The 16,637-nt window shown below is 40.5% G+C and carries 13 protein-coding genes; 4 read left to right on the plus strand and 9 right to left on the minus strand.

Annotated features, from left to right (window positions below):
• Positions 1–9: 9 nt before the first annotated feature.
• Complete coding sequence (locus CTER_RS04645) at positions 10–969, minus strand: ABC transporter permease (RefSeq protein ID WP_004624017.1); 960 nt, start codon at positions 967–969, stop codon at positions 10–12.
• A gap of 110 nt (positions 970–1,079) precedes the next feature.
• Complete coding sequence (locus tag CTER_RS04650; protein WP_004624041.1) at positions 1,080–2,756, minus strand: type 2 periplasmic-binding domain-containing protein; 1,677 nt, start codon at positions 2,754–2,756, stop codon at positions 1,080–1,082.
• A gap of 210 nt (positions 2,757–2,966) precedes the next feature.
• On the opposite strand from CTER_RS04650, the gene CTER_RS04655 reads away from it, so the two are divergent.
• A complete protein-coding gene (locus tag CTER_RS04655; protein WP_004624208.1) occupies positions 2,967–4,772 on the plus strand; it encodes a cache domain-containing sensor histidine kinase in 1,806 nt (601 codons plus the stop codon).
• 48 nt (positions 4,773–4,820) lie between these two features.
• Positions 4,821–6,368 carry a response regulator transcription factor gene (locus tag CTER_RS04660; protein WP_004623993.1) on the plus strand — a complete coding sequence of 516 codons (1,548 nt, stop codon included), beginning with the start codon at positions 4,821–4,823 and terminating at the stop codon, positions 6,366–6,368.
• Between the two features lie 70 nt (positions 6,369–6,438).
• On the opposite strand, the gene CTER_RS04665 is transcribed toward CTER_RS04660, so the two are convergent.
• The 4 genes from CTER_RS04665 to CTER_RS04680 all read right to left on the minus strand — a co-directional run bounded on the left by CTER_RS04665 (position 6,439) and on the right by CTER_RS04680 (position 11,970).
• A complete protein-coding gene (locus CTER_RS04665) occupies positions 6,439–8,679 on the minus strand; it encodes an ABC transporter permease (protein ID WP_004624197.1) in 2,241 nt (746 codons plus the stop codon).
• Positions 8,679–9,377, minus strand: a complete 699-nt coding sequence (locus CTER_RS04670; RefSeq protein WP_004624079.1) for an ABC transporter ATP-binding protein — start codon at positions 9,375–9,377, stop codon at positions 8,679–8,681. Before CTER_RS04670 ends, CTER_RS04665 begins: the two co-directional genes overlap by 1 nt.
• Before the next feature lies 1 nt (position 9,378).
• Positions 9,379–10,017, minus strand: a complete 639-nt coding sequence (locus CTER_RS04675; protein ID WP_004624166.1) for a TetR/AcrR family transcriptional regulator — start codon at positions 10,015–10,017, stop codon at positions 9,379–9,381.
• Positions 10,018–10,182: 165 nt separating this feature from the next.
• Positions 10,183–11,970 (minus strand): aminopeptidase P family protein, encoded by a 1,788-nt coding sequence (locus CTER_RS04680; protein ID WP_040760371.1) that lies wholly within the window; start codon positions 11,968–11,970, stop codon positions 10,183–10,185.
• A 192-nt stretch (positions 11,971–12,162) separates the two neighbouring features.
• Between CTER_RS04680 and CTER_RS04685 the strand changes: the two genes are divergently transcribed.
• On the plus strand, positions 12,163–12,753 hold the full coding sequence (locus CTER_RS04685; protein ID WP_004623986.1) for a helix-turn-helix domain-containing protein: 591 nt from the start codon (positions 12,163–12,165) through the stop codon (positions 12,751–12,753).
• A gap of 12 nt (positions 12,754–12,765) precedes the next feature.
• Here the strand turns inward: CTER_RS04685 and CTER_RS04690 are convergent, their stop codons facing one another.
• Positions 12,766–13,647, minus strand: coding sequence for a DMT family transporter (locus CTER_RS04690; protein ID WP_004624174.1), 882 nt, complete (start codon positions 13,645–13,647; stop codon positions 12,766–12,768).
• A gap of 384 nt (positions 13,648–14,031) precedes the next feature.
• Between CTER_RS04690 and CTER_RS04695 the strand changes: the two genes are divergently transcribed.
• Entirely contained in the window at positions 14,032–14,985 is a 954-nt protein-coding gene (locus CTER_RS04695) for a 4Fe-4S double cluster binding domain-containing protein (RefSeq protein WP_004624080.1), read from the plus strand.
• Between the two features lie 32 nt (positions 14,986–15,017).
• On the opposite strand, the gene CTER_RS04700 is transcribed toward CTER_RS04695, so the two are convergent.
• Together CTER_RS04700 and CTER_RS04705 are read right to left on the minus strand one after the other, a co-directional pair.
• Positions 15,018–15,869 carry a DMT family transporter gene (locus CTER_RS04700; protein WP_051066530.1) on the minus strand — a complete coding sequence of 284 codons (852 nt, stop codon included), beginning with the start codon at positions 15,867–15,869 and terminating at the stop codon, positions 15,018–15,020.
• 87 nt (positions 15,870–15,956) lie between these two features.
• Positions 15,957–16,607 carry an HAD family hydrolase gene (locus tag CTER_RS04705; RefSeq protein WP_004624246.1) on the minus strand — a complete coding sequence of 217 codons (651 nt, stop codon included), beginning with the start codon at positions 16,605–16,607 and terminating at the stop codon, positions 15,957–15,959.
• Between the last annotated feature and the right edge of the window lie 30 nt (positions 16,608–16,637).

The following is a 16,637-nucleotide window of genomic DNA, read 5'->3' on the forward strand; positions in this document are numbered from 1 at the left end:
TTCCCACTCCTATATAATTGATAAGTCACTGACTTTTTTAGCAATTTTATTTGTAATCAAAACGAGACTAAGTCCTATAGCTGATTTCATCAGACCGATTGCCGCACCGTACGAATAGCGACCGAGCTGAATTCCATATCTATATGCATACGTGTCAATTACATCATAATATTCTCTTGTCTGGCTGTTACCGATTAAAAGCTGCTGTTCAAAACCTGCATTCAGAATACCGCCTATCTGCAAAATAAAGAGAAGCACAATGGTTGTCTTTATACCAGGCAACAGAATATGCCAGATCATACCGAAACGCCCCAGTCCGTCAACGGCGCCGGCTTGATAAAGTTCTTCATCAATTCCTGCTATGGCAGATAGATAAATAATTGAACCCCAGCCAATCCCCTTCCATATATTGGATATTGTAATCAATCCCCAGAAATATTCTCCTTTACTGAGAAAGGCAACAGGTTCATGTACTATTCCCAACAATTGTAAAACCTCATTAAAAACACCATCCGTACCTAAAGTGGTAAACATTATACTTGATACAACGACCCAGGATACGAAATGAGGCATATATGAAACGGTTTGAGCAAATTTCTTAAACCGTTTAAAGGCAAGTTCATTTATAAGAATTGCAAGTAAAATAGGTGCAGGAAATCCAAATAAAAGGTCCAGTCCGCTTATAGCCAAAGTATTTCTAAGAATTAAAAACAAATCGGGCGACTCAAAAAACTGCTGGAAATATTTCAAACCAACCCACTGGCAATCCAAAAACGGTTTACCGGGTACATATTTTATAAAAGCAATAATAATTCCATACATGGGGTAATAGGCGAAGGTAGCAACCCATGCCACCAAGGGAATACATAGAATCCATAGCTGCCTTTCTTTTTTTACTGTTTTAAAAATATGCCTGAATTTGCTTTGTTTCGGGTTAACCGGCATATTGTCTATAATAATATCACTCATATTCCATCTTTTCCCTTTCAGTTTTTTATAGTTTCATTAATATTAAATTTAAGGCAAGAGGGAGCATTAAACTCCCTCTTGCATACCTTGTATGTAAAATTACTGTGCCATTACTCCATGTTCCACTTTACCAGATTCTTTTTGTACTGTTGTGAATAAAAATCCTCAACTTCCTTGAGGCCTGCCTTGCTTGCTTTTTCCCGCATTTCCATAAATTTGGCAACACATTCACTTTCTGTCTTTGACATAACAGCATTTGCAAAGCCTGTAGTCACTATGTCCCTGACCTGTTGATTCTCAACTGTTACAGGCTCATCTGCAGGAAGGGAGATCGCAAAGAAAGCAGAGAAATCAAAAACTGTATCTTTTAGATTTTCATCCTTTAACTTGAACCATTTGCTTGGGAAGTTCTGATCAATCCATGCCTGAGTACCGTCTTCATGTAATTGTTGTCCCATTACCATCCAATAGGATACTCCACCGTTTAAATCGAACTTGGCCTGATCAAAAGTGCTGTCTTCCAGCGTTTTAGTCATATTTTGATTCCAGGACCATTCTCCCGATTCAGTCAGATTCCATACTGAGGTTTCAGTATTCGGAATCCCCCATGACAACAGCTTGGTTCCCATATCCGATACTTCGAAATTCCACCACTTCATTACATCTTTAGGATTTTTGCATTTATCTGTAATTATGGTTCTGCCCCAGCCCATTGTGCTCTTTGGATTCAGATATGATTTTTCTGCAATGGGGGCCTTAATGTCATAGTGCGGATAACGCATATCGTCGTTATAATCCTTTTTGGTTTTTAACCAGGTCATGTTGCCAAAATCCTTGGTCACCCACCAGGTGGCAAAATGTCCTGCATATCTTTCGTTTGAACATTTGGCACCCCAATCGTCCCTCTTTTGTGTAAAGGTATCGGGGTCCAGCAACCCTTCCCGGGCAAATCTGTTGTACCATTTTGTTAATTCAAGGCCTTCATCTGTATTTACCCAGTGGGTCAGGTTATGATCAGCATCTTCTTTATAACCTCTTTTCAAGCCCCATATTCCGCCAAGCTGCTCAGGAATCATTGTAGGATAAACATCATCTTTCCATGCTCCCAGTGCGTATACCTTTTCACCGGCAGCATTTACAGGATGCTTTTCTACCAGTTTCTTCAAGACTTCATAGTATTCATCCGGTGTTTTAAATTCAGGTGAACCGATTTCCTTGTACCAATCCAATCTCACCTGAGCTGCGGCGTCTGCTATTGGAAGCAATCCCCAGCCCACAGGAAGATTGAAGATTTTTCCGTCATCATCCTCATATCTTTTTAAATAATCACCCATTTGCTTTTTGATTTCAGGGCCATATTCATCAATCAACGGTGTCAATTCCTGGGCCTTTCCGAGATCAACCCATTTCAGTGCTTCGTCTACCTTCATATTTGAGATTACGTCAGGATAGTCATTGGATGCAAGCATTAGATTAAGCTTTTCAATCATATCTGTGTCATAAACTATCTTGTTTAATTTCACATTAAACTTTTCCAGCAAAAGATCGCTTATGAGTTTGGAATTCTTAGCAACTGTATCAGGATTGTCCTGACCAACATAATAGGATATCTCCAATGTTTTTTCAGGAACTTCCCAGCCGTACTCGTTAACTTTTCCAGCAGCTGAAGATTTAGATTGTGAACCTGTAGCCGTTGATACTTCACTATCCTTTCCTTCGCTTCCGCAGCCTGCCACCGTTGTCAGCAACAAAACCAAAGAGAGTAACATAATACCCAATCTTTTCATAAAATTCCTCCTGTTGTTTAATTATTGATATACCAATAATATAGCAGCAAAAAAAATCGATGTCAGTTGAATATATTTGTTTTTAGTGTAATATTACTATAAAAAGTTGAAAAACAAGAGTTTTTTTGTATAGTATAATTATAATTTTTAATTACAAGTAAAAATTCTGGTTAAATATTTCTCAAATATTTTTTAGGGTTGGTAAACATTATGTTAAGAATATTGCAATCATTACATAATTCAAGCTTTAAAGCAAAGCTTTTATTCTCCTATATTATCTTAATAACCATTCCCTTGACCATCAGCAGTATACTGGTTTACAAGCAGTTTACCATGTATTTGAGCGAGAACACTTCCACAATGATTTCCCAGAGGTTGAACCAGGAAACCAACAATATAAATCAAGCCTTAACCTCCATTGAGAATATCGGCTTTCAGCTGTCGGCAGATACGTTTTTGACTGCTTATCTTAATGAAAGGCATCAGCCTTTTAACAATGACTCGTATATTACCATGACAAATAAGATCTCGCCCATGTTAAAGTGGTTTAAAAATACAAATCACAAAATAAGTAAAATAAATATCATTACATTAAATGAAAGTATTTCTGAGATTGATACCTTTGTTCATTCTTCAAAATTTGAGTATGAGGCCTGGTTTATGGAGGTTAAAAAAAATACAAGTCTGGGCTTGCCTTACTGGGAAAAGTATCATGAGCAGCGTGCGTATAGAAAGGTGGATACCCTTAACCCTGCTACATCGCCTGTTTTTTCTCTGTTCTGTATTATCAATCCTGTTTATAAGTCATCTTCCTCCTATCTTGAGCTGGAGGTGAATCCCAGATTGCTTTTTGATTCCCTTAATATTTCTCCTGTGGGAAAAAGCGGTTATCTGGCTGTTGTGGACAGTGCAGGAAATATTATATCCGGAAAAAACACGCCGTTACTGAAATCCTTGATGAAAAAGGATGATTTAAATAGATTGCTCAAGGGCTCAAACGGTGAATATGCGTATACTTATGAAGGAAGCGACTATTTTATAAAATCCCAGGAAATAAACAGATTGGGTGTTCATATTATAAGTGTTGTTTCCACTGCCGAAATTGAAGAGTTATTTGATTCATCAAAAAGAAACTATATCGTTACAATTTCAGTTACATTTATTCTGCTTTTAATACTTGCATACTACCTAGGTTATTTTATGACCAAGAAAATAAAAAAATTATCAAATGCATTTGTCTCATTCCAGAAGGGAAATTTTAATACCAGAATTGAAGTCAACGGAGCCGATGAACTGGATAAATTAAGCTTTGACTTCAATATCATGGCATGCAATATTCAAGAGCTTATCAATAAAGTATATAAGGCTGAGATAGCTCAAAAGAAATCTGAATTGTCTGCATTGCAATCCCAGATCAAACCTCATTTTATCTTCAATACTTTGGAATCCCTGAAAATGACTGCCGAACTCCACGATGAAGAAGAAATTTCAGATGGCCTCACTGCTCTTGGCAATCTTATAAGACAAAACATACATACAGGAAATCACCTGATCAATGTGGAATGTGAATTGGAGAACCTGGCAGACTATATAAAGATTCAAAATCTTATACGCAACAACACAATAAAAGCTGAGTTTAATATTCAGGAGGAAATATGCCAGGCTGCTATTTTAAATCTGGTATTGCAGCCTCTTGTGGAAAACTGCATTATACACGGATTTCCAAGCAATCAGAAATTCCTTGAGATATCGATTTGCGGTAAACTGGCCGATGACAGTATAATTTTTACCATCCGTGACAATGGCAAGGGTATTGAGGACCAACAACTTCAAAAATTGAACAGGAACCTTGAGAACAGTCTGAACGACAATTCAACTTCAACCGGCACAGGTATCGGTCTAATGAATGTAAACCGCAGGATAAAGCTGTATTTCGGTGATGAATACGGCATAGGTATTGAAAGCAGTTATAACGAGGGTACTGCCATAACTGTCAAAATTCCTTTTTCATTATAATAATTGGTTATTATAAACATAAATGGTCAATATAGGAGGTCAGTCAGTATGTACAGCATTTTGATCGTAGAAGATGATAATACGATAAGAAAAGGCCTTGCAAAAATTATCAGAAAAATGGATCTGCCAATTGAAAATATTTACGAAGCAGAGAATGGCAAAGCTGCCATCGTTTCCATTGACCGGTATAACCCGCATATTATTGTTTCGGACATTAAAATGCCGCAGCTTAACGGGCTGGATTTTGTAGAACATATGAAAAAAGCCGGTTCCAAAGCCAAATATGTAATTTTAAGCGGCTACGGTGAATTCTCCTATGCTCAGAGAGCAATAAGCTGTGATGTTTCGGAGTATTTGTTAAAACCCGTTAAAAAGGATAAGCTTTACGGTACCCTCTCAAGGCTCATAGAGCAGCTTAAACAGGAAGAGCAGGAGCAGATCCAAAGGCTGGATAATGCTAAAAAAATCAAACAATACCACAATGTTATTTTAAGAGAAATAATGGAAGGATATCACAATTCCGGTGAAATAAATTTTATTTTATCAAATGCCGATATCTATTTCCCTCAAAATGGTTTTGCCGTTTTATGCATCCATTGCAGGGCCATTAATGACACACTTTTAGATTTTCTTCATAAGCATGCCGCTCCCTTGCACATATTTTATTGTTATATTACAGGCCATAGTAACATTATTTGCCTGCTAAACATAGCTCAGGAGGAATATTCAGAAGTTATTCCTCTTATAAAAGAGCATATTTCGGCATTTAAAACGGCATATTCGGGTATCAGCGAGTGGTCAGACTCGGCAGCCAGTTTGACCGAGCTGGTTAAACATGCCAGGGATGCTTTGGATTACAGATTGTTGGACTGCTCTTCCCCGATTTTTTTATACTCCGAATTAAAAAAGAATATAATTTTGCAACCGGCCTTAAACACATATTACGAAGAATTCCTCAATTCTTTGCACAGCAAATATCCTCAGGAGCTTTTTATCAGCATTGACCATTTATTTGATTTCTTATTAAGGTTAAAACCTGTTACACCTACACTAATTAAGAATTCACTGGAAAACCTTGTTCAATACCATTTACCCCCTGATAAGAAAAAGCTGCTGGTAAATTATATGACTATCGAACATCTCTACCAATCCTCCGAATCCCTTGCGGATTTCAGGATCAATGTAAAGCAGATGTTTAAAAACATTAACAAATTTGAAAATGAATCCTGTGATAACAGATATAACAATAAAATTGCCGCTGCAATAAAGTATATTGAAGAAAATTATGTTAACAATCTGAGCCTGGAGGAAGTAGCCGGCTATATCAATATGAACGCAAGCTATTTCAGCAATATTTTCAAAAAAGATACGGGAATGTATTTCTCGGATTTTATCCAAAAAATAAGGGTTGAGAAATCAAAAAGCCTTTTGATCCAACCCAGGTATAAAATTTATGAAATCGCTGAAAAGGTTGGCTTTACAGATGAAAAGTATTATTTCAAAATATTTAAAAAAATAACAGGAATAACGCCAACACAGTACCGAAACGGATTGTTTTCAGATGAAGAACATATTTTTGAAAAAGAAGTTCTATAGTGCGCCAGCACTAACTTCAAAATTTTTTTGAAGCTGCACTGACGCACTATTAGTGATCCGTTATTTGCCTCTATTCCGTTCCCGCCTTCAGTGCTTCACTCATCGGAATCCGGGCCACCTTTTTTCTGCACATCCATTTGGCAAACTCATAGGTTGCCATCACGATGATAAAACCAAACAGCATGTATAAGGCACTCAGCTTGACGGGCAGTACCACCTGCAGGTTTTCGGTCAGAGAGCCGAAGAAGGCCCCTGCCGTACCCAGCAGGGCCGGGATGCCAATCAGATATCCCAAAACAACAATCAGGGTATTGCTGTCCAGCACCAGTCTCCCTATCTCTTTTTTCCGGTATCCGAACACCTTCATTAACGAGATGCTGGTCCGGCTTTCGTCGACTACCAGGCCGGTTACAATATAGATGATAATAAGACCCAGCAGGAAAGCAGCGGCAATCAGGCCGTAAATCATAGGCCCCATCTGGTCAATCATCTTGCCGAGTCCCGCAACAATGGTGTCAATGGATTTGGTGCTTTGGATCTCGCCTTGAGCGAAGGTCATGGCCTCTCTGCCCCAGATCCCCAGATAGGCATCGGCAGGGTATCCGAATTCCGCATTGAATCTGTCAAGGGGCAGGAACAGAAAATCGCCCGCATAGGTATCGGCCATTTTTTCAATGACAAAAGTGTGTTTCTTTCCGTTTTCGGTATCGAATACCGTCACGCTGTCGCCGGCTTTCACATTAAGCTTCTGTGCAAGCGTTGCCGTAATTGTGGTCTGATCCGGCTGGAACGGTTGTCCGGAGGCATCCTTCAGCCGTACCATTTTGGTGGCCGGCAGGACCCCGGTAACATAAAAGCTTATGTCTTCATTGTCGACAAGGCTAACATACGCCGCATTGAACTGTTCTGTTCCCGCAGGCGGCATTCCGGTTTTTGCCGACGTGAAAACATATTCGAATTTGAAATCGTAAAGCTCGCTGATTCCTTCCCTCAGCATATAGTCGACGGAGCTTTTCATCGTCAGCCCGTACAGCATGAGCATGGTGGCTACGATAACCCCGAAAATCAGGAAAAAGGTTCTGGACAGGCTGCGGACCTGTTCCCTGATTTTAAATCTCGTATTGAATCCAAGACGGTCGAGCCGCAGGCTGCGCTCAATAAAATTGACCTTGCCTCTTGCTTCTCCGCCTTTCATAAGAACTGCCGGAGCAGTTTTCAACGTTCTTCCTGTAATACACCAGGTAACGCCGCAGAGAACGACAACCGGCAGCGTGACTGCCAAGAGAACCAGCCATGGATTCAGCAGCGTTTCGTAGACAGGCATGGGGAAAGCGGTCAGCATGAGCCGAAGCTCGCTGCTTACCAGCAGCAGCCCAAATGCGGAACCAAGCACAGAGCCGGTAATGGATATAAAAAGTGGAAAAGTAAGATAGTGAAGGACAAGCTGACGCCTCCGATAGCCCTGGGCGTAAAATGTCCCGATGATGACCGTTTCGCTTTTAATGGTACGCCACATCAGCATCCCCAGCAAAACGCAGGCAAGCGCAAGCATGGCAAACGGCACGGCGGCGCTCATTGTGGATAATACATCAATCTCCATGGGAACATAGGATACATTAACCTTTCTCACCGTACTCTGCCAGCTGGTTATCCGGATGCCTTGAGAACGCAGCGCATTCTTTACCGAGGCTTCCTGTGCTTTGATATTTTCCCTGTCATCAAAACGGATGGCGTAAACCCGGTTTCTGCCAGGCAAAGTTTCCAAATCCTCCCTGCCCACCACGGCAATGCCAAAAGTGCTGGGGTTATTCATCATTTCTTCCTTCGATTTGATCACATAAATGAAATTGGGCAGAAGGGCATACCCCGAAACGGTAAATTTCCTGCCTGCAACGGTAATTTGATCGCCGATCCGATATCCGTTTGTTTCCGCGAACGGGCGGTCAAGCATGATCTCCGAGCTGCCCGGAAGTTTACCCTCCTGAACGGCCGGGATGTTCACCACGCTCATAGCAGAAAACACCCGCAGCGTCTGACCGGACTTTACCTGGCAGTCGGCCGTGCTGCCGACTTCTACCTTTGCGGCAAATTGCCGGCCGAAAGCCGCCGTGTCGATGGCGGCAGCTGTTGAAAATTCTGCGTCGGACAATACGTTCTGCCCGGAAAATTTCTTGAACATATTGTCCAGGTTCATAGACGTCATATTCATCGTAATAAACATCATGCTGCTGATCATGAGCAGCAGCATGGAACCCATATAGCGAGCCTTATGCTCCAGCATGGTCCGTATTACTTTTTTAAAAAGTGCCATTACCACTCAATCCTTTCCGCCGCGGCCGTTTCATCATGCCTGATCGTTTCAACGATCTCTCCTCCGCGCAGCTTATATACCAGGTTGGCCATATCGCCGATTGCGGTGTTATGGGTAATCATCAGAATAGTTGTACCAAAGTCGCGGTTTACCTTCTGCAAAAGGGAAAGCACGCCGTGGGACGTTTCATAATCCAGCGCTCCGGTGGGCTCGTCGCACAGAAGCAGCTTGGGATTTTTCACAATCGCGCGGGCAATTGCCACCCGCTGCTGCTCTCCTCCGGACAGTTCCCTGGGGAAGCTCTTTTTTTTCGTTTCAAGGCCAACCGCGTTCAGCACTGTTTCCATATCAAGCGGAGCTTTTGATATGTTGGAAACTACCTCGATGTTTTCTGAGACGGTCAGATTGGGAACCAGGTTATAAAACTGAAAGATGAAACCGACCGAATCCCTGCGGTAATCTGTCAGCCCGTCATCCCCAAGAGAAGTGATTTCCAGGCCATCCACATGGATGCTGCCGCTGTCCGCGCGGTCAACGCCTCCGATGATATTCATCAGCGTCGACTTTCCCGAACCGGAGGGGCCGAGTATCACTCCTGTCTGCCCTTTTGCAAGCGTAAGGCTGATCCCCTTGAGCACCTCGGTTTTGCTTTTGCCGGCCTGATAGCTTTTTCTCAGTTTTTCAACTGTAATAAACATTTTAATTCCTCCCCATTCCCTGCTTTAATAATGAAATCATATTTTTTAACAAGTTCTCCATTTCACGGTAATGTTCTTCGGTAGGATTGTAATCAAAGCTTTTGACCTTTTCCATGATCTCTGTGTCAAATTTTTCGGTTACTCCCTGAAAAAACAGCAAAAGGGTTTTATCATCCAGATCCTCGCGGACAGTACCCTTTCTTCTGCCATTGGCAATTAGCTTAAGCTCATATTCCTCACCGATCCGGGATAATTCGCGGGTTGCTTCCAGGGCCAAACTACCGAATTTACCCGTGTAGATATCCATGGAAAATGCAACAAGCAAGGGCTCTTGTTTCAACAGTTCAAAACGTTCACGGCTTCCCGATAAAAAATAATCATATACGTCCATATCCTGAAGCGGAGTCTGCCTGTCAATTATTTTCATAAAATATTCCAGAGTCCATGTGACGGAATATATAAACAGCTCCTTTTTATCATCGAAATATTGATAGATGCTGCCTTTGGCGACTTCTGCGTTTCGGGCGATTGCTTCTATTTTTGCATTTTCAAAGCCGCGAGCCTGGAACTCCTCAATTGCTGCCCGTATAACTCTTTCTTTCTTGTCGTCATCAAGACGGTTAAAGGTTCTTTTAGGCAATGGTTCACCCTCCTGTATCAAATATAGTGACTAACAAGTCATATTATATGACCAGGGAGTCATTGTGTCAATATCTTTTAGTAGTTCATATTTAATAAATTTTTTTAAAAAAATACACCCAATCCGCAAGTTACGGATTGGGTGTATTTTAAAGGGATTTAAAGCTTAATTCTTCGAAATGCTCCTGGTATTATATTTCAACCATTCTTTTTCTTCATTGTCAAGGTGGGGTGAAAGCAATTCATATACTTTGCCGTGATAATCATTTAACCATTTGATTTCATGGTCGGTCAACAGGTCGGGATTTATACCTTTTAAACTCACAGGGCAGCAGGTTATTGGGTCAAACCTCAAAAACTGTCCATACTCGTTATTTTCATCCTCAATGACCAGAACCATGTTTTCTGTTCTGACTCCATGCTTTCCCTCCCTGTATATTCCAGGTTCTATTGTTACAATCATTCCCATTTCCAATTTTGCTTTGTTGGGGACCTGGCTAAAGCCGTGAGGGCCTTCATGGACACTAAGGCAGTAGCCTACCCCATGGCCGGTACCGCATTTGTAATCCAATCCGATTTCCCACAAGGGTTTTCGTGCCAGGATGTCGAGATTGGATCCGGTAGCTCCGTATAGGAATTTAGCCGAGGAAAGTGAAATATTTGCTTTCAATACCATAGTAAAATCAAAAATTTCTTCATCGCTTACCCGGTCGAAAACCACTGTACGGGTAATATCTGTAGTACCGTTAAGATACTGCCCTCCCGAGTCCACAACCATCATTCCCTTATTTTCAAGCACATATCGGGTTTCCTCTGTTGCAGTATAATGCATCATTGCCCCATGTTCCCTGTAACCGGCAATGGTCTTGAAGCTGGGGCCGAGATTATTCAGCTGCTGTCTCCTGTAGTACTCAAGCTTTTCATCAACAGTTAACTCGGTGATTACTTCCTTCTCTATATTGTTCTCCAGCCATATGAGAAACTTAACCATGGCAATTCCGTCACTTATCTGACATTGTCTGATATTTGCCAATTCGGTCTCATTTTTTACAGCTTTGAGCACGGTTGTTATTTCATCTATTTCTATCTTTTTACATTCCGGGTTTATGGAATCGTATATCCAGCGGTTTGTTCTTTTGGGATCATATGCAACAGCCTGTTCCCTGTCAAGTTTGGCAATTATATCCTTGATGTCCTCATATTCCAGAATTTCAATTTTATTTTCATTCAGTACCCTTGTTACATCAGAAGGTATCTTGTTCCTGTTTATAAATAAAACTGCCCCTGTCATTGATATCAAGGCGTAGCAAATAGTAACAGATACATACGGAACATCATCGCCTCTGATATTGAAAAGCCATGCGATATCATCAAGACTGCTTATTACATAATAACCTGCCCCTGCTTTCCTCATTTCTTCACGCACTTTATCAATTTTTTCCCCTGCCGACAAACCGGTAAAACAAATTTCATGCGTAAAAATTTTTGCAGAAGGAATTTCCGGCCGGTCCTGCCAGATTTCATCAATTAAATCATGTTGGGAATTGAGTGTTATTCCTTTTTTTGAAAAGGTTTCTTTCATTTCCCGGTATGTAAGCTGTGAAATCATTTTTCCTGAAAAACCCACACATCCGCCCTTCTCCAGAACACTTCCGAGCCATTCGGTATAAGTGGGCACACCTGTATTTCCCATTTTAAACAGCTTGATCTCCGAACCTTCCAGCTGCTTTTCAGCCTGTATAAAATATCTTCCGTCTGTCCACAACCCGCTTTCATTCCTTGTTGCGACGAAAGTGCCGGCTGAGCCTGTAAAGCCTGATATCCAGCTCCTTGCCTTCCAGTGGTCGGCCACATATTCACTCATATGCGGATCGGGACTTGGAATAATATATGCATCCAAACCATAGAGGTCCATATGTTTTCGCAATTCAAATATTTTTTCATTTACATTCATTGTACACATTCAGTACACATCCCTTCGGAAAATAATATTAGAAATAATCAGTGTTTATTTAATATTACTAAATATAATTTTAGCATACATAATATTACAGTCAATGTTATCTTTCAAGGTAAGTATTCATTTATATTAAAATTTGATATAATATATGTTAAAATGCATCCAGCATAAAAACGGAGGATAATTATGTTTTCTGAAATTGGTTCAAAAATAAACAGACTGCGTTTGGATAAAAAACTTACTTTAAAAGAGTTAAGCCAGCTTACCAATCTATCTGTAGGATTTCTGTCCCAACTGGAAAGAGGTCTGACCACAGTTGCAATCGATTCTCTTGACAATATCTCAAAAGCTCTGGGTGTGGACATCAATTATTTTTTCACTCTGGCAAAGGAACAGAACAGCTTTATACAGAAAAGCTATGAGCGCGAAATAGTTTTTATGGATAAGGATAATTTTATACAATTTCATTTATCAAACAGCCTGGGCGACAAAAACATGTTTCCCCGCCTGGTAGAGGTTTATCCCAAGAGAGATAATGAGACCGTATTGACATACACTCATGAAGGAGAAGAATTTATTTATATCCTCGAAGGTATATTGACCTATTATTATGACGGCGAAAAAACCGAACTGTATCCCGGTGATTCGGTCCATATTCGCTCAACCCTGTCTCACAACTGGGAGAATAATACCAATAAAATAGTAAAGCTGCTGATGGTAAGCACGCCTAACCGGTTCCACGAAAGCCAGCAGGATGCTCCGGCCCAAAAGATATGAATTTACATGCATTCATCCTCCGCTCTCCTCTGATGCCGCTCCCTGTTTTACAGATAGACAGTATGTATAAATGCATCTGGCAGCGACAACAAGCAATACAAAACCTCCGCCTATCATGGAATAAATCCCCGGAAATTCATGTACCACCAGGGCTACCCAAATAGGGTTTAAAACCGGCTCAATAAAAGGAATCAGGACGGCCTCAAGAGCAGTTACATTTTTTATTGCTATTGAGAATAATATATAGGAAAGGCCAAGCTGAAAAATACCCAGCAGGCTTATGCCCAATAAACTCCTGGTATCAGGCATGGACTGAAACATGAATGGCAGGGCAACCACAGCGGTCATAATATTTCCCCAGAAAATTCTATCCAGCGGAGAATCATCCTTTTGAAGCCTCAGAAGCAATGCAAGAAATGCAAATGCAATTCCGCTGATTATGGCTAAAATATTTCCCAGCAATCCTCCGGGGGATAATTTATCGATAAAAAAGAGCAGCATTCCGCCAAATACCGCTGCAATAGTGATGATATCGTACCATCTCACCTTTTCCTTGAGAAAAAGTGCTCCGAATACTGCAACATATATTGGAGCCGTGTACTGAAGAGTTATTGCATTTGCAGCTGTGGTAAGTTTTGTAGCGTATACGAACAAAATTACCTGGGCCGCATACACAAATGCTGATGCAAACTTCAAAAATGAAAATTTAAAACTGGGTTTCTTAATAAAAAACAAAATCAGCAATGCGGCTATTAAACTGCGCGCACCTGCAATAGCTATGGGATTCCAGTCCACCAGTTTTACAAGAAGTCCTCCAAGACTCCAGAAAACAGCTGTTACCGCAAGTAAGGACAATGCCAGGCTTTTCCTTGGTGTTATGTCTGTTATATTCATATCATATATACCCTTCAACTTAACCTTTGTAATTTTTAATAAATAATCATAAGCTTTAATTTTGCCGGACACGCCGGTATACTTGCCGCGATTTCACTCCTATGAATTTATAGTTTTTAGAACTTAATTTAAATCACTGAATAATTCGTATACATCACCACACAAATTCTTTATTCCAGGTAACTGTCAAACGTTTTGAAATTGCAATTCAAATTTAAGTAAGCAGCATCAAGTTTACTATTACTTAAATAAATTTTATCACAGCAAGATTACAAGTCAATACAATATAAAAATGTTCCACTAATTCTACGTTTTTTTACACTGGTGTTTTGTATGAAACTTGATAATATAGAATAATACAAATGCCAAGGAGGTATTTTACTGATGGTTGAAAGAATTCTTGAGTATCTTCAAAAGAAGGGATATGCTGCCCGTATCATATCAGTAAAGCATTTGAAGGAGTTTCAAAATGAAATTGAAAAACTCAATGAAGCCAAATATCTGGATGCAGGCATGTATAAGCTTTTTAATGATTTTCACAACTTCAATATTCCGGCTTCCGCAAATCCGATTAAATCAATTTTTATAGTTGCTTCATCCAGCCCTATTGTAAAAATTAATTTCAACTATAATGGAGTAAGATTCCCGGCATTGATACCTCCCACCTACACAGAGTACTATAAAAAGCCGGAGGAAATTAAGCAGCACTTAAATGAAATGCTGGAAAGCTGCGGATATAATGCCGTAAGAGTAGCAAGACTGCCGGAAAAGCTTATTGCCGTAAGAAGCGGCCTGGCGAAATATGGTGCCAACAACATCACATATATACCTGAATTCGGAAGCTTTTTTCTGTTGTCAGCCTTTTATTCCGATCTTCCCTGCACCGGTACAGATGAAACCTGGAGTGATATCCGGGTTATGGATGTGTGTAAAAACTGTCATGCTTGTATATCCAAATGTCCCACAGCCGCCATTACCGGAGATAGGTTTCTTATTAAAGCCGAACGCTGCCTTACTTATTACAATGAATTTAAAGGTACACCGGAATTTCCCGATTGGATTGCACCTGAGTCCCACAATTGCCTGGTGGGCTGCCTCAGATGCCAGCTGCCGTGTCCGCTTAACAGGGAACAGATAGAAAAGGTTGAAGTGCTTGCAGAAATAGATGAAGCCGAAACTTCATTAATTCTTGAAAACAGGGGATTTGAGGAACTCCCTCCAGCTCTTGCAGCAAAACTGGAAGAGCTGAATATATCCATGTATTATCACCACCTTTCAAGTAACCTGAAAGCTCTTATAAACTCAAAATACAGGCTGCCTCAAAATAATATAATGTGAAGAAATACACGTGAAAAATCAACAGTGCTTCATTAAACATTGGATGCTCTCTTTTTTATATCTCTAATAAAGGACAGTTTTGTTTCTGAAATTATAACTGCAGCAAATATGAGTACAAAGCCTATGAGCAGCCTTAAAGTAAGCTGTTCACCATAGAACATCACTGAGAACATGACCCCGAATACAGACTCCAGACTGAGAATTATTGCTGCGGCCGAAGGGTGGGTCCACTTCTGGCCTATGTTCTGAAACAGCAATGCCACTGCAGTTGCAAATACGGCAAGATAAAGCAGCCCTATAATATTACCTGTTTCCCATTGGGTTGGGAATTTCTCAAAAGTCACGCCCATTCCCCAGGAGAGCAGGGCTGCAAAGCCAAATTGCAGTATAGTGATGATTATGGGGTCCTTTCCCTTGCCCAATTTTGCAACTGCCACCAAATGTCCTGCGTACAGAAAGCCTCCCAGCAATGTGAAGGCATCCCCAAAGCCTATGGACAAATCCCCCTTCAGAGACACAAGACCTATTCCCGAAATGCATACTATGGCAGCCATAAAGTTGTAGATATCCGGCCTTGACCTGTCTACCGCCCAGAATAAAAAAGGCACGATTACACAATAAATTGCAGTCAAAAATGCATTCTTACCAGGGGTAGTTTCGGTAATTCCTATGGTTTGAGTGCTATAGCCAAGAAATAAAAAAAGACCAATAACTCCGCTTCTCCAGATATAGTCAAGGTTTATCTGTCTCAGTTTTTTAAAAAACACTACACTCAACAGAATACTTGCGATGGTGAATCTGAAACCCAGTAATATGTAAGGCGGAAATACATCCACAGTATCTTTCATAATAAAAAAGGAGCTTCCCCATATAAACGCAGCCATAAACAGTGCCAGTTTGGGAAGCACTTTTCCGGAATACAATGCTTTAATCTTTGATCAATCCTTTCAATAATATATTTATATTTTAAATCAATTCTCCTGTATATCCAGATATTTTAAATTTTCCAGAGTGCCTACGGTGATGTCGGCTAAAGTCAGATCCTGATTACCCGAGTTTGGATTATTAAATGCAATACATTTCATACCTGCTGCTTTAGCCGCCTTTACCCCATTTCCAGAATCCTCCAGTACAATGCACTCTGCCGGAGCAACTTTTAAAACTTCGGCGGCTTTTAAGAATATATCAGGTGCAGGCTTGCTGTTTTCCACCTCTTCACCGCTGATAACAGCATCAAAATTATGATATATATGTAAACCCTTTAAAACCATTTCGATAAATTCCCTTGAGGATGAGGAAGCAAGGCCAATATAAATACCCCTGCCTTTTAAATCGTCAATCAGTTCCGGTATACCGCTGATGGCCTGTAGTTTCCCCTGGCCGAACAGCTCGTTTTTATATTTGGATTGAAGCTCCATAAGTTCTTCCACTGTTGAATCAAGTTTATACCTTTTAATGAGTTCGGCCCACATATTAGGATTTGTGACCCCTACAAAACAGGTCAGCTCACCATCTGCAATATCATGTCCCAAATCCCTTAAGACCATTTTGTCTGTTTGAAAGTGCAATGGCTCACTGTCAATAATTACACCGTCCATATCAAAAATAAATGCTTTTATCATGCCATCCTCCTACAAAATTTATAAATCCCC

Origin of the sequence: Ruminiclostridium cellobioparum subsp. termitidis CT1112 (assembly GCF_000350485.1) — a bacterium.
GTDB lineage: Bacteria > Bacillota > Clostridia > Acetivibrionales > DSM-1351 > Ruminiclostridium > Ruminiclostridium termitidis.

What these genes read in the sequence shown, in the direction of transcription:
- CTER_RS04645 (WP_004624017.1), bottom strand. Translation starts at nt 969, where the DNA reads ATGAGTGATATTATTATAGACAATATGCCGGTTAACCCGAAACAAAGC.
- CTER_RS04650 (WP_004624041.1), bottom strand. Translation starts at nt 2,756, where the DNA reads ATGAAAAGATTGGGTATTATGTTACTCTCTTTGGTTTTGTTGCTGACA.
- CTER_RS04655 (WP_004624208.1), top strand. Translation starts at nt 2,967, where the DNA reads ATGTTAAGAATATTGCAATCATTACATAATTCAAGCTTTAAAGCAAAG.
- CTER_RS04660 (WP_004623993.1), top strand. Translation starts at nt 4,821, where the DNA reads ATGTACAGCATTTTGATCGTAGAAGATGATAATACGATAAGAAAAGGC.
- CTER_RS04665 (WP_004624197.1), bottom strand. Translation starts at nt 8,679, where the DNA reads ATGGCACTTTTTAAAAAAGTAATACGGACCATGCTGGAGCATAAGGCT.
- CTER_RS04670 (WP_004624079.1), bottom strand. Translation starts at nt 9,377, where the DNA reads ATGTTTATTACAGTTGAAAAACTGAGAAAAAGCTATCAGGCCGGCAAA.
- CTER_RS04680 (WP_040760371.1), bottom strand. Translation starts at nt 11,970, where the DNA reads ATGAATGTAAATGAAAAAATATTTGAATTGCGAAAACATATGGACCTC.
- CTER_RS04685 (WP_004623986.1), top strand. Translation starts at nt 12,163, where the DNA reads ATGTTTTCTGAAATTGGTTCAAAAATAAACAGACTGCGTTTGGATAAA.
- CTER_RS04690 (WP_004624174.1), bottom strand. Translation starts at nt 13,647, where the DNA reads ATGAATATAACAGACATAACACCAAGGAAAAGCCTGGCATTGTCCTTA.
- CTER_RS04695 (WP_004624080.1), top strand. Translation starts at nt 14,032, where the DNA reads ATGGTTGAAAGAATTCTTGAGTATCTTCAAAAGAAGGGATATGCTGCC.
- CTER_RS04700 (WP_051066530.1), bottom strand. Translation starts at nt 15,869, where the DNA reads ATGGCTGCGTTTATATGGGGAAGCTCCTTTTTTATTATGAAAGATACT.
- CTER_RS04705 (WP_004624246.1), bottom strand. Translation starts at nt 16,607, where the DNA reads ATGATAAAAGCATTTATTTTTGATATGGACGGTGTAATTATTGACAGT.